Genomic DNA, 13,978 nt, shown 5'->3' on the forward strand with positions numbered 1-13,978 from the left:
TTATGTCATCCACTTTCGGAAAAGTTTTTTGTGTCCATACCTGGGGAGAATCACATGGTAAAAGCATAGGCGCCATAATTGACGGATGTCCTTCAGGGCTTCCTCTGTCGGAAGCAGATATACAACCCTATCTAAACAGGCGTAAACCCGGTCAGAATATCTATACAAGTTCACGCAGCGAAGCCGATATATGTAAAATACATTCAGGTATATTCAACGGTTTTACAACAGGCACCCCTATAATGGTAATTATAGAAAATCTTGATCAAAATCCTGATGAATATGATGAGCTTGCAGATGTTTACCGTCCGGGGCATGCAGACTACACCTATGATATGAAATACGGCTTTAGGGATCATAGAGGAGGCGGGAGAAGTTCAGGCAGGGAAACGGCGGCAAGAGTTATAGGAGGCGCCGTTGCATTAAAGCTTCTAAGAAGTCTGGGTATTGAAATTAACGCATTTACTCAAAGTATAGGTCCTGTGCATGTCAATAATTTTAACCTTGAGGTCTGCCCTTTAAATCCTTTATATATGCCTGATATGCAGGCTGCATATATAGCCGGTAATTTTATAGATGAGCTTATAGCCAATAAAGATTCGGCAGGCGGCATAGTAAGCTGTCTTATACGAGGGCTCCCTCCCGGCATAGGTGAGCCTACCGCCGACAAGCTTGATGCCGAGCTCGCAAAGGCACTTATAAGCATAGGTGCAGTAAAGGGTGTTGAATTCGGGGCAGGTTTTGCATCTGCAAGGATGAGCGGAATTAAAAACAATGATGAATTTTATATAAAGCATGAGTCTTTGGCTGCATCAGCAGCTTCTAAAAATGAGGCATATTCAGGTAAAAAAACTGCAGATAGTACAGATAGTTTTAAAAATGAAGAAAACAAAGCCTCTACTGATGCAGAAAACCAAAATACCGATAATACTCATAAATCTGCAACAGCAGATGTAGAGAAAACTTTGAATATTGCCAAAAAGACTAATAATTCAGGCGGTGTACTTGGAGGTATATCTGACGGATCGGCTGTGATCATAAATGTGGCAATAAAACCCACTCCCTCAATAGCAGCTACACAAAAAACCGTTGATAGAAACGGAAGTGAAGTTCTTATAGAGATAGGCGGCAGACATGACCCCGTTATAGTCCCCCGTGCAGTAGTGGTGATTGAATGCATGTGTGCAATTACAGTGCTTGACCTTATGCTTAGAGGAATGTCATCAAGACTTGATAATATAATAAAAATATATTCAAAAAATAGATATTAAAAAAATCGCCAAATCTTAAATTTTTCGGATTTGGCGATTTCTAAATTAACTGCTTATTTTACAGTTTCCTGAATTATCCTTTTGATGTCTTTATTAAACCCTGTGCAAAATCCGTTTACACAGATATTTACTTACATGCTCTTCTATTATTTTAGAGCCTCAGCCTCCTGTAAATCCGCCATATACTTAATTCTCACAGTTACTTTCGTACCCTTTCCCGGTTCGGATTTTATATCAAGCCCATACTCATCTCCGCATAATAGTTTTATGCGCTGACTGACATTTTTAAGACCTATTCCTCCAAGCTTAGGTTTTATAGTACTGCTGTGCTTAGTTTTATCTTCGTATATATTCTCCTGATTTTTAATGACAAATCCTGCACCATTATCAGATACATTAATCACAAGTATACCATTTTCATTTTTATAATCTATATTTATCATACCTGTTCCGACTTTTCTTATACCGTGATAGATTGCATTTTCAACTATCGGCTGAATTATAAGCTTAGGTACATACAGATCAAGAATTCCGGTCTGTGCAGAATCTTCTATATTATAATTAAGCATATCCTCATATCTTGCCTTTTGTATTTCAAGATAGCTCCTGGTATGTTCAAGTTCAGTACCCAGACGTACAAAGGTCTGTTCCGTATTAAGAGATACCCTTAGCATTTTTCCCAGGTTTGAACTTACCTGTGCCACTCTTTCATTTTCTCCAAGTTCGGCAAGCCAAAGTATAGTATCAAGCGTATTATATAAAAAATGAGGATTTATCTGACTCTGCAGCACCTTAATCTCAAAAATTCTTCTGGCTTCTTCTTTTTGCGATATGTTTTTTGTTAAAATCTTTATCCTGTCTATCAGATTGTTATACTCGTCTGAAAGTGTATTTACCTCATACGAAGCCCCTTTAGGAACTTTTATATGTTCCCATGTTTTATCAGCCCTTGTCATTGCCAGAGTCAACTTTCTTAAAGGTACCGTTAAATAATATGACAAAAATATTCCGATTATAATACTTACAAACAATGTAAATAACGCATATACGGATATTGATCTGAAAAGATTGTGTTTTAAAAGTTTTATATTATCCTGAGAACTGAAACCGTATAGTATCCACTGAGAGTTTGTAATTTCAGTTTTATACAGTTTTTTATTTTTAAATTCTATATATTTTTTTACAGTTTTTTCTGTATGCGGCTGTATACTTTCCTCTTTTACAAAGTTTACAAGCTCACCACTTCTTTCATTATCCTCAAATATACTTATATCGGGATAATAAATTATATCGCCCTGTTTAGAAATTATAGCGGAATATCCGCCGCTGCCAAGATTAAGTTTTGATAAATAATCCTCTATAAATTTATATGAAACATCTATAAGCACAACTCCAAGATGCTCGTTATTATCTCCTTTTATTTCCCTTGCTATACTTATAATCCAGTCCTCTTTATCCATGGTAAATACACCATGCCCCGTAGATGCCAGCACAGGCATCCTATCTGAATATAATGCATTTTTATACCATTCCTCTTCCATCATATTTTCCGAAAGCGGCATAGTCATAGAGGCACCGCCAGTTATGGCAAAGCCCTCCTTGGATACGACAGTGATTGAACGTATTCTGATATCACTGTCTTTTGCAAGTCCTACAAGTGATGAAATTGATTCAAGCGCCTTTTTATCCGATTTTTCAAGTGCTTTTTTTATATCGGGATGCATGGCTATAATATTGCTGAAAGATTTCATTTTTTCAAGGTAGGCGGATATATTCGCCGAGCTTTGTTCAAGCGAATCTTCTATATGATTTATATCTTCATTTTCAATTATAGACAGGCTCGCATTGTAAATACTATATGAAAAAATAATTATACTTATAAATGATAATACAAGAAAAGCAAGTGCCGTTTTTACATTAAAATTTTTTTGAAATACATTCCTAGATTTCATTATCCATAACTCCATGCCTATATTGTCTGGGAGTAATATTATAAGTCTTTTTAAATTTGGTTATAAAATAATTTACATCCTCATAGCCTACCGCCTGTGCTATTTCATAATTTTTCATGGCGGTACTTAAAAGCAGCAGCTTTGCCTGTTCCATTCTTTTTATACCTATATAATCCTGAAACGGAATACCGTACATATTCTTTATAACACTGCTTAAATAATTGCCGTTAAAACCGAGCTGTGAAGCCATTTTATTAAGAGAAAGCTTTGAATCATATATATGTTTCTTTATATATTCTGCAACTTCAGGGAATAAAAGCGTATCATCCTTATGATTTTCCGTGCCCGTTTCAGTATCAATATTAGCTGCTTTAGTATTTCCATTAATTTTATCAATCCGGTCTTTGGTATTTTGCCTTGATGCCTTGTCAATCATCCTTTTAAGAACCATTTCTATATCAGATCTGCTTACAGGCTTTAATAAATAATCATCTACTCCGGTTCTTATAGCAGTCTGTGTATACTCAAAATAATCATAACCCGTAACCATTATAACTATCTTGTATTGCCAGCGTTCCTTTATAATCCCTGCAAGTGTAAGCCCGTCCATATCAGGCATATTTATATCAAGCATTATTATATCTATAGATAATTTTTCAATTTTATCAAGTGCCTCTTTTGCATTTTGCGCTTCATAAATCTCACCTATGCCAAGCCTCGGCAAAAAGGCAAGGGACTTAATCCCCCGCCTTATCACAGGTTCATCATCAACTATTATAAGATTATACATCTTTATATATTCCTAAATATACAGTGCATTTTAGTTTGTTTTAACTATATGTTTTAAATATCCGTATCCTTCGGCTTCCATACTGTCATACGGAATAAATCTGATTGCAGCGGAGTTTATACAATATCTTAAACCTCCGAGATCCTTAGGGCCGTCTTTAAATACATGCCCTAAGTGTACATCTCCAATGCGGCTCCTAACCTCAGTCCTTAGCATATTATAGCTTGTATCCTCATGATATGTTACTACATCCTCCACTATGGGTTTTGAAAAACTTGGCCATCCGCAGCCTGACTGAAATTTGTCATTTGAAGAAAATAAAGGTTCTCCCGTAGTTACATCAACATAAATTCCGGCTTCAAAATTATCCCAGTACTCATTTGAAAATGCATGTTCGGTATCATTTTCAACCGTTACTTTATATTGTATGTCGGTAAGTGTCTTTTTAAGTTCCTCATTACTCGGTCTTTTATATCTTCTTTCTTCTATAATCGGAGCGGCAGCTTTGTTTAAGTCTATATGGCAATATCCCCCCGGATTTTTTTCAAGATAGTCCTGATGATAATCCTCAGCCTCATAAAATTGTTTAAGAGGAAGCACTTCAACCACTATCTTATCTTTATATTTTTCCTGTTCTTTATCAAGTATACCCTGAATTATATCCCTGTCTTGTTCATCAGTATAGTACACCCCGCTTCTATACTGTACGCCTGTATCATTGCCCTGTTTATGAAAACTTGTAGGATCAACTACCCTGAGATAGTATTTCATTATACTTTCAAGACTTATCTGTTCAGGATCGTAAGTTACTTTTACAGTTTCGGCATGTCCGCTGTTTCTATATACAAGATCTTCATATGAAGGATTTTCAGTTTTACCGTTTGCATATCCGCTTACGGCATCGTCAATACCATATATTTTCTGCATATAAGCTTCTAAGCCCCAAAAGCATCCACCTGCCAGATATATAGTTTTTAACTGTTTGTTTGAATCTTTCTTTTGGTCGGCACTGTTCATGTCATTCATGTTATCAACATTCTCCTTATTATCCGTTTTATATTTCTCCATATTATGCATATTATTTCCTGTGCCTGCAGTAGACTTAATTCTACCGTTTATATATATAGACAGCATAACCAGTACAGCCGCAGCCAGCACCGGGATTATATATATTCCTTTTTTCATTTTCTATTTTCCTTTCTTTGATGTATCATACAGCTGTCTGCATACAGTATAATAATATATCATAGACTTTAATATAATAGAAAATGATTTGTAAAAACTTGAATATAATCAGGTTGTATGCAATTATATAATCAAATTATGTGATTGGCAACATATTTCAACTTCAGCACTATTATAATTTTACTGTATAGATGTATAAAATTCCATATTACTGAGGCAATATCCAAGACAGAATGATTAAATCATAGTTTCCCTTATACACGTAGTTAAAATCATAAAAACAACTGCAATTTCAGTTATAGCACAGAAAAACAGTAAACAGTTAGCAATTATCCAAAGAAAGCAGCAGACCGCAGGGGTAAATACCCCTGCGGTCCATAAATTATTATATGCCGTTTTGCAAAATACTCTATTAATTGAAATCTCTGAAATCAGGTTCCTGCGGATGTGTATATTCTCCGCCTACTCCCTCATTTGAACCGTTTATATGTGTAAGTATACCATTTGCATCAGTACGGTATTCCACTTTGTCTCCATCTTTTACCTTACCGTTTTTAGTTATCTTGCCTGATGAATTCACAACATAATTTGTAAATCCGTTTCCTGAATCATGCGGTATGGATACTATAAGGTACTTACTGTCCTTATCGGACTTTTGGAGTTTTCCCATATAATAAAGATGCCCGTCCTTTACACCCGTATATCCTCTTCCTGTTGATTCCTGAAAATAATACATTGAGCTGTTTCCGTCAACACCTTCAAGTTTTATCTTACCTTTTTGCATATTGCTCTGTTTTTCCGTACCGAAATAATATGCAGTGTATTTTCCGCTGGTTCCTGTATATACTTTCTGGAGACCGTAAACAGGGTTTCCTCTGTGATTGAAAAGATATGATTTACCGTTTATTTTCTTTATATCCTTAGCATAAATACTGTTGTCCTTTGAAGCATAAGGCACTCCTGCAGTATCAAAATAAAACCATTCAACCTCATGTTCATAATTTTCAAGTATATCATCAGGCGGCTCAATAGAATACCAACCTGTCCTCACAGTACCGTCCTTATTATAATATTTATAATCAGTAATTGAAGCCGAACCCTTGCCTGTACCCTTTACATTTGCCCAGCCTACATGCAGTGCTCCGCTTTCGGTAAAACAGTACCTTACTCCGTCAACCTTTCTCTCTCCATATGCACCGTCAAGGTCTTTAGGGACAAATTTCTTTCCGTTTGAACCGAAATAATACCAGTTTTTATCATCATCATTAAATGTAGTAGAGGGAGTAGGAGTTCTCTCACTTTTTTCATAGCTGTACTGCTTAGGGGGCAAAAGTCTCTGCCAGCCTGTAAGCATATGCCCGTCTTCAGCGCAAAAATACATATCATCAAGTATCCAGCCTGTGAGCATATGTCCTTCCTCATTAAAATAATACCACTTTTTATCTATATTCTGCCATACTTCCTTGGCAGCCTTGCCATTATCTCCAAAATGGTACCACGCATCCTTTATCTTTTTCCAGGAAGAATAAACATATATGCCGTTTTCATCAACATAGTATGTATTAGAATCCACCCAGGCATTTTTTTGCCATCTCACCTGAACTGTCAAGCCATCTGTACTTGCCGTCAGCTCCTTTTCTCCATGCCTCTTTCAGCCTATTATTTGAAGAATCAAGATATATCCATGAGGAACCTGACTGCTGCCACCCCTCAGCTCTTGCAGTAAATGAAGGAACACAAAAAACAATTCCTGCCGCTAAAGCCGGTATTATCCATCTCGTTTTCATAATCAATCTACACCTTCCTAAAATCTTAAATATAAATACCACTGAAATACTTGCATACTGCATTTGCGGCATACAAAAAATTATATATATTATATAATCCTTGCCTGTAAAGACAACCGATTCTATTTTACCATATAAACCGGAATATTCAATACTATGATTCTTGCAAAATAATTACGTTTTTTATAACATTTTTTTCGGAATGTTTTTTAAGTAACTTTTTATAAACAAATCGGCTGCAACTTTAACTGCCCGGCTGTATATTTATCTATACAGGCAATAAAAATAAAATTTAAAATTACCCGAACTTCCCTTAGAAAGCCGCTGTATTTTTTAATGCAAATATGCTATTATGGTCTTGCAGTGCTCTGCTATACCCAGAATATCAAAAAATCCTTGCTGTAAGTATTGAATTTCGCTTCAAAACACAAGGAGTTTTTTTATGTTATTAAAGACACTCAAAAACCATAAGGACCTTATACACGGTCTTTAAAAGCTGCTACTATAATATTAAGGAGTTTAAGTATGTGGATAGGAAAAAACTGGAAAGATTATAAAATAATATCAACAGGCGGTGGTGAAAAACTTGAAAAATGGGGAAAATATATACTTATAAGACCTGATCCTCAAATTATATGGCAAAAAGAAAGCAGGCATATTCTCTGGAATAAAGCAAATGCACACTATCACCGTGATTCAAAAGGCGGTGGTGAATGGGAATTTTTTTCATTACCGCAGCAGTGGAGCATAAATTATGATTTAAATGACTCAGATGTACATAAGAGGCTTACTTTCAATCTGAAGCCTTTTAGCTTTAAACATACAGGTCTTTTTCCGGAACAGGCTTCAAACTGGGATTTCAGCTTTAAGCACATAAAAAAACGTATAAATTCAGGTGCCGAGGTAAAACTTTTAAACCTATTCGCCTATACAGGAGGTGCAACCCTTGCCGCTGCGGCAGCAGGAGCAAAAGTAACACATGTTGATGCAAGCAAAGGCATGGTAGCCTGGGCAAAGGAAAATGCGGTATCATCCGGTCTTAATGATGCCGGCATAAGATGGCTGGTTGATGACTGTATTAAATTTACACAGCGTGAGATAAGACGAAAAAACCGCTATGATGCCATAATTATGGATCCCCCTTCCTATGGCAGAGGACCTAAGGGGGAAATCTGGAAAATAGAGTCCTCTATTTACAGTCTTATAAAAGCTTCTCTAAGCCTTTTAAGCAATACACCGCTTTTTTTCATTATAAATTCATATACTACCGGACTTCAGGCAGGAGTTTTAAATTATATGTTACTTACCGCTGCAAAAGCACTTAATCTGGAAAAGAACGGCAAAGCTGAAGCTGACGAACTTGGTCTTTTTGTGGAAGAGGACGGATTTATAATGCCTTGCGGTGCCTGTGCAAGAATGTTATGGTAATATATAGCTGCCGGCAGGATTAAGGATTCACAGTATTGTTCCGAAATAATAAGTTATTATAAATACATTTTCCTATATAGGTTCTTAATAATAAGACATACATTAATAATAAAAATAATAAGACATACATTATAATAAAATATGCGTTACGGTAAAATACTCATTACAATTAAGATATGTATTTATTATAGTAAGCTATAAGTTGCGGTAGGATATACCTTACAAAGTAGGAATATACATTACAATAAAACATATTATAGTATAATATGCTTTAAAATATAAAAAGCAAAAAGGCCACAAATATTAATGAGCCTTTTGCTTTTTAAATTTTATAGTCTATACTTATAAATTACGGTAAAACTCAATTTAAAATCAATTTATTTTCCATGCACCTTTGTTTTGTTTACTGCATGTTTATTTTTTCCCGCTCAAATATCTTTTTTACCGCATCAAGTATATTTTCCGCATATATATCGGGCTTAACCTCAAATTTACAGTCAAGTCCTCCTTCTCCGGTTTTTAAAAGGACCGATCTCATACCGAGCCGTCTTGCAAATTCCATGTCAATTGTGGTATCGCCTATCATCCATGACGATTTGAGATCTATATGATATCTTTGTGCGGCTTCATATGCCATACCCGTATCAGGCTTTCGGCATTTACATTCTACTTTATATCTGGGATTTTCCTCAGGATAACCTCTATCAGGATGATGCGGACAGAAAAATATATCATCAAGAAATACCCCTTCTCTGCCAAGCAGAGTTGAAAGCTTTTTATGTATGTTTTCAACATCTTTAATATCACAGAGCCCCCTGGCAACCACAGGCTGATTTGTTGCAACTATTGCAAGCATACCGGATTTGTTTATAAGCCCTATCGCCTCTATGGCACCGGCTTCAAGTTCAAATTCATCCTCATCATATATAAGCCCTTTAAATTTATTTATAGTTCCATCTCTGTCAAGAAATATCGCCTTCTGTTTATATGAAAGATTTTTTGAGTTTATAAAACCGCTTTCAATATCCCTTACAGTACTTGTAATTCTCTCAACAGTGCCTATATCTTTAACAAATTCAGGTGATTTATATGCATAAATTTCCTCACCGTTTTTAGCCATAACCGCCAGTATATCCTTTTCAAAATCTGTTTTAACAGGCAGCGGCACCCTAGTACATATTGACTTGTCAAGTATATAAAGACCTGCATTTACAAGATTATCATACCAGTAATCTCTTACATTATTTTTTGAGTCGAACTCCACTACACGGCTATACTCGTCAACTTTAACAAGATCGGAATCAAACGGATGTGAATTGGGATGTACAAATAAGGTTGCTTTTGATTTTTTTTCAATGTGAAAATTCTCCATCTTCTTTATATCTATATCAAAAAATACATCACCGAAAACAAGCATAAAATAACCGTCAGAAGCCTTTTCATTTATAAATTTTTCTGTTAAAAAACAAAAAGCTCCGGCAGTTCCAAGTGCCTGTTCCTCAATTATATAATCTATCTCACAGCCAAAATCCTCTCCGTTTCCAAAATACTGAATAATCTTTTCACTAAGATATCCCACAACCATTGTAACAGTGGTAATACCGTATTTTTTAAGTTCCTCAAGCTGCCACTCAAGCAAAGGTTTTGACTTTATATCCACCATAGGTTTAGGTATTTCATTTTTTGTAATTGAGGCAAGTCTGCTCCCTTTGCCTCCTGCCATAATAACTGCATGCATGAATATATTCCTCAAATTATTTATAAATATTATAATAAGATACAAGTGTAAAAAGTATAAAAATTCGATGCAAGCTTGCTTGCAATAGAATTTATTATCTTTTGACACCTATGTCATAATAATAAAAACTGCCACAAAACGGCAGGCTGCGACAAAGCTGATTGTCCCAGCATTAAAATGCCGTACTGCGGCAGTTCCCAAAGTAGTTTAAGAACTAGACAACTGATACATTAACAGCCTGTATTCCTCTGCTGCCCTCAGCGGTATCATAGGTTACCTTCTGACCATCCTCAAGAGATTTGTAACCCTCAGAGTTGATTCCTGAAAAATGTACGAAAATCTCGCTCTGGTCATCATCATTTGTGATAAATCCATAGCCCTTCGTAGCATTAAACCACTTAACTGTACCGTTCATTACTGGTACCCCCCATATAATTTTTCGCATTCCGTTGCAACTTAAAAATCACATATTTTTGTAAAGCATGAACTAAGAGTACCCCATGACTTACAAAAATATGTGAATCTATAGCTCAACTGAAAATACATCTTTATGATAACAGTTAATCTAAATTATGTCAATAACATTTGATAAAATCAAGCCGTTTTTTTTCTTAAAGTATATTAATAAATTATAAAGAATATAAATTTTTTATCTGATTTATTTTATATTTTTATATTTTTTACCTTATATAATCGGTATTTACTATTATAATCAACTTTATCTTTAAGATATATTCTTGATATTTTTTAGATTTTAGTGTATTCTGTTACTGTCAAATTTCTGCCATGTATGTATTAATGTTCGCCGCAGAAAACATTTCAAATGATTATATACAAAAAGCCGTACAGACGGCAACTTTTTACTATTAATACAATGGAGGATATTATGAGATTACTTATATGCGAAGATGAAGATGATATACTTAATGCTCTTACCAAAGGGCTGAGAAAACTTAATTACTATGTTGATACAGCACATGACGGTGAGGAAGCACTTGAACTCTATTATGAATCTGATTATGACCTTATAATACTGGACCTTAATATGCCTAAACTTGACGGCATTGAGGTACTTAAAGAGATCCGTCAGGACAATCCAGATAAAAAAGTCCTTATTCTATCAGCAAGAAGCACCCTTGACGATAAGGTTAAAGGACTTGATCTGGGCGCAAACGACTACCTTGTAAAGCCCTTCCACTTTAAGGAGCTTGAAGCACGCATACGTGCACTTTTAAGAACTTCATATACTGACAGTACCGATGATATAAAACTTGAACAGTTTGATATAACTCTGCTTGTAACTAAAAAGCAGGTTTTTAAATCCGGTGAATATATACCCCTTACACCGAAAGAATACAGTATATTTGAATATCTTTGCTGCCGTAAGGATACTGTGGTTTCATCATCAGAGCTTCTTGAACATAATATAGATATGAATGCAAACGATATCTCACAGGTTATAAAAGTGCATATAGCGGCACTGCGAAAAAAGCTTGGAGCAGATGTTATAAAAACAAGCAGAGGGATCGGCTACTATGTCGAATCATAAATTATAAAACAATACAATATAAAGCAATATATTCAGTTTAATTTTATTTTTTATTTAATAAAAGAACTGCATCCTTCCGGTTTATAACCGTAAAGAAGCAGTTCTTTTAATGTAGTTTTTTTATTATGGTCGTAATATCTTTTATTTCATATCCGCAAGGGCTTTTTCAATCATCTCTGTAAAATGTGCTTCATCGCTTCCGCCCTTTAAAGGTTCTCCAACAACATTACCCTCTGAATCAACTAAAAGTGTAAGTGGAAATGCCTGATTATTCATAACCGCATCAAGCAGTTTTCCTTCAGGGAATATATTTGTATATGTAAGTCCGCCCTTTTTAATAATATCCTTTACGGCATCAGGGCTAGACGACGAATCCTGTGCTATTCCGACTACATTAACCCCCTTATCTTTCATTTTCTCATATACCTTCTGAAGCTCCGGAAGCTCCTCAACGCATGGATGACACCAGCTGCCCCAAACATTTACAAGTGTAAGCTTGCTGTCTTTGAATATATCATTACTTACATCCTTGCCATCACTTGTCTTTGCTTTAAACTCAGGGATTTTTTTCATATCACTTAGTCCCTGTCCGGTTCCCATACTTTCCATGCCTTTACCGTCCATACCCTTGTCGTCCATACCTTTGCTGTCCATATTGGTATCAATTGAACCACCTGCCTTTTTCACATCATCGGCATTTGCCACAAGGCTTTCCTGTGAGCCTCCTGCGCTCTGGGCACTTCCGCCTGCATTACATCCCGCAAGCAAAAACATCATACCTGCAATTCCTGTTACTAATAATTTTTTCATTTTCATAATCTCCTTTTTTCATTTAATAATTTTCTAAATATTATTTTATTATGTTCATAATTTCCAAGTTAGATATATCCCGGAAATAAATTAATCTTATGATTTGTTTTCAGATTAATTTAACATACGCCTATTTTACACTCAACACAGTAAAGATATAGTTAAGAAATTGTTTCTTGGCTATATAAATTTTTATATTTTTTACAACGGCTCATATACACCGTTTTTTTGTTCGGAAGCAACACCGAAACTTTGATATGCAGTTTTAAATACAATATATAATGCAGGAATAATCAGTATTACCGAAATCTTCTCCCATATACCCAGATAATTCTGCACCTGAGCAAATGAAGATATTGCAGCCACAGTGTTTATAGTAATATGTATTATTATGGGCCAAAGTATATTTCTTGTCTTTAGATATATTGCACCTGCTATAAGTCCCATTAAAAATGTATATACCACCTGTACAAATGCTATATGTGCTATACCGAAAAGCAGTGCGGAAAAAATTACTGCAAACCAACCCTTTTTAACTTTTTCAAGCAGCCCTAAAATTATGCCTCTAAAAAGCAGCTCTTCCATAATCGGTCCCATTATTCCTCCTGTTAATATCAACAATACGGTGGAACCCTGACTATAATTTTCACTTACATGTTCAAGTGTATCAAGGCTCTGCTTTATAAAGCCTACTCCTGAAAGTGCATTTTCTACAAGTTTTATCCATAAAAATGATATGCCTCCAAATCCTAAACCTATGAGAATACTGAACATAATGCCTTTTTTAATATCCCATACAACTTTAGACTCTGCATCCGGCAAATTACCGCTTACGATTTTCCTGTATAAAAACCAGAATAAAACTATCATCAGCGGATATTTAAGCATATCAAATCTGTTTATATCATCCGGCGAAAGCAGCCATGCTAAAAAAGGTGAATTTGTAGCGGTAAATATCATTACCAGAATATTGGCAAGAATCACATGTACTATCATTACACTGGCTGCAAAAACCAATGCTAAAAATATATATCCCAACGGTTTTATTTTTTTTATCATATTCATATTTTTTATTCCTTTCTTTCAGGTTTATTATTTTTATTGTTCTTTATTTCCTAATATTAATTTCCTAATATTGAATACTTAGTCCGGAAATTTATCCGGCTGCCAATATCAGACTTTAATTTGTTATATTTAATTTATTATATTTTTTAGTAGTATTAACCAATACCTATACATTCCAGTCATATCCTTGTAGCCTTCTGCAATACATCAATATTCTCATGTCTCAATATGCCTAAAACTATAAAAAGTATTGACAGTATAAAAAATACAAAAGGAATTATACGATTATTTTCTATCTTCTTAATAAGCATAACTTCTCCTTTCCGGGCTATATAATCAAATTTAAAAGTCTTTTTATATAGCCTGATAATTTTAAAAATACTTTATAATAATGTTTTATAAT

The 13,978-nt window shown here is 34.9% G+C and carries 13 protein-coding genes; 3 read left to right on the forward strand and 10 right to left on the reverse strand.

The annotated features are described in order from the left end of the window. Positions 1 to 2: 2 nt before the first annotated feature. A complete protein-coding gene (gene aroC / locus HMPREF9333_RS07765) occupies positions 3 to 1,271 on the forward strand; it encodes a chorismate synthase (RefSeq protein ID WP_005541188.1) in 1,269 nt (422 codons plus the stop codon). Positions 1,272 to 1,417: 146 nt separating this feature from the next. Here the strand turns inward: aroC and HMPREF9333_RS07770 are convergent, their stop codons facing one another. The 5 genes from HMPREF9333_RS07770 to HMPREF9333_RS13320 all read right to left on the reverse strand — a co-directional run bounded on the left by HMPREF9333_RS07770 (position 1,418) and on the right by HMPREF9333_RS13320 (position 6,985). Beyond that, positions 1,418 to 3,223 carry a cache domain-containing sensor histidine kinase gene (locus tag HMPREF9333_RS07770; RefSeq protein WP_005541190.1) on the reverse strand — a complete coding sequence of 602 codons (1,806 nt, stop codon included), beginning with the start codon at positions 3,221 to 3,223 and terminating at the stop codon, positions 1,418 to 1,420. Next, positions 3,213 to 4,013: a response regulator transcription factor gene (locus HMPREF9333_RS07775; protein WP_005541191.1), complete on the reverse strand. Its 801-nt coding sequence runs from the start codon at positions 4,011 to 4,013 to the stop codon at positions 3,213 to 3,215. Before HMPREF9333_RS07775 ends, HMPREF9333_RS07770 begins: the two co-directional genes overlap by 11 nt. A 30-nt stretch (positions 4,014 to 4,043) precedes the next feature. Then, positions 4,044 to 5,198, reverse strand: coding sequence for a bifunctional peptide-methionine (S)-S-oxide reductase MsrA/peptide-methionine (R)-S-oxide reductase MsrB (msrAB, locus tag HMPREF9333_RS07780; RefSeq protein WP_005541192.1), 1,155 nt, complete (start codon positions 5,196 to 5,198; stop codon positions 4,044 to 4,046). Between the two features lie 412 nt (positions 5,199 to 5,610). Further along, positions 5,611 to 6,771, reverse strand: a complete 1,161-nt coding sequence (locus tag HMPREF9333_RS07785) for a cell wall-binding protein (protein WP_242822326.1) — start codon at positions 6,769 to 6,771, stop codon at positions 5,611 to 5,613. After that, positions 6,761 to 6,985 (reverse strand): hypothetical protein, encoded by a 225-nt coding sequence (locus tag HMPREF9333_RS13320; protein WP_050798127.1) that lies wholly within the window; start codon positions 6,983 to 6,985, stop codon positions 6,761 to 6,763. Before HMPREF9333_RS13320 ends, HMPREF9333_RS07785 begins: the two co-directional genes overlap by 11 nt. A gap of 525 nt (positions 6,986 to 7,510) precedes the next feature. Here HMPREF9333_RS13320 and HMPREF9333_RS07790 point away from each other — a divergent pair. Beyond that, positions 7,511 to 8,413: a class I SAM-dependent methyltransferase gene (locus HMPREF9333_RS07790; protein WP_005541195.1), complete on the forward strand. Its 903-nt coding sequence runs from the start codon at positions 7,511 to 7,513 to the stop codon at positions 8,411 to 8,413. Between the two features lie 403 nt (positions 8,414 to 8,816). On the opposite strand, the gene HMPREF9333_RS07795 is transcribed toward HMPREF9333_RS07790, so the two are convergent. Together HMPREF9333_RS07795 and HMPREF9333_RS07800 are read right to left on the reverse strand one after the other, a co-directional pair. Next, positions 8,817 to 10,151, reverse strand: a complete 1,335-nt coding sequence (locus HMPREF9333_RS07795; protein ID WP_005541196.1) for an HAD-IIIA family hydrolase — start codon at positions 10,149 to 10,151, stop codon at positions 8,817 to 8,819. 214 nt (positions 10,152 to 10,365) lie between these two features. Continuing rightward, a complete protein-coding gene (locus HMPREF9333_RS07800; RefSeq protein WP_005541198.1) occupies positions 10,366 to 10,566 on the reverse strand; it encodes a cold-shock protein in 201 nt (66 codons plus the stop codon). Between the two features lie 471 nt (positions 10,567 to 11,037). Between HMPREF9333_RS07800 and HMPREF9333_RS07805 the strand changes: the two genes are divergently transcribed. After that, positions 11,038 to 11,700 (forward strand): response regulator transcription factor, encoded by a 663-nt coding sequence (locus HMPREF9333_RS07805; RefSeq protein WP_040882600.1) that lies wholly within the window; start codon positions 11,038 to 11,040, stop codon positions 11,698 to 11,700. A gap of 141 nt (positions 11,701 to 11,841) precedes the next feature. On the opposite strand, the gene HMPREF9333_RS07810 is transcribed toward HMPREF9333_RS07805, so the two are convergent. The 3 genes from HMPREF9333_RS07810 to HMPREF9333_RS13505 all read right to left on the reverse strand — a co-directional run bounded on the left by HMPREF9333_RS07810 (position 11,842) and on the right by HMPREF9333_RS13505 (position 13,886). Beyond that, positions 11,842 to 12,510, reverse strand: coding sequence for a TlpA family protein disulfide reductase (locus HMPREF9333_RS07810; protein ID WP_040882601.1), 669 nt, complete (start codon positions 12,508 to 12,510; stop codon positions 11,842 to 11,844). A 201-nt stretch (positions 12,511 to 12,711) separates the two neighbouring features. Further along, entirely contained in the window at positions 12,712 to 13,575 is an 864-nt protein-coding gene (locus tag HMPREF9333_RS07815; protein WP_005541202.1) for a CPBP family intramembrane glutamic endopeptidase, read from the reverse strand. 179 nt (positions 13,576 to 13,754) lie between these two features. Further along, positions 13,755 to 13,886: a hypothetical protein gene (locus HMPREF9333_RS13505; protein ID WP_276979693.1), complete on the reverse strand. Its 132-nt coding sequence runs from the start codon at positions 13,884 to 13,886 to the stop codon at positions 13,755 to 13,757. Positions 13,887 to 13,978: the final 92 nt, after the last annotated feature.

Source organism: Johnsonella ignava ATCC 51276 (genome assembly GCF_000235445.1).
Lineage (GTDB): Bacteria > Bacillota > Clostridia > Lachnospirales > Lachnospiraceae > Johnsonella > Johnsonella ignava.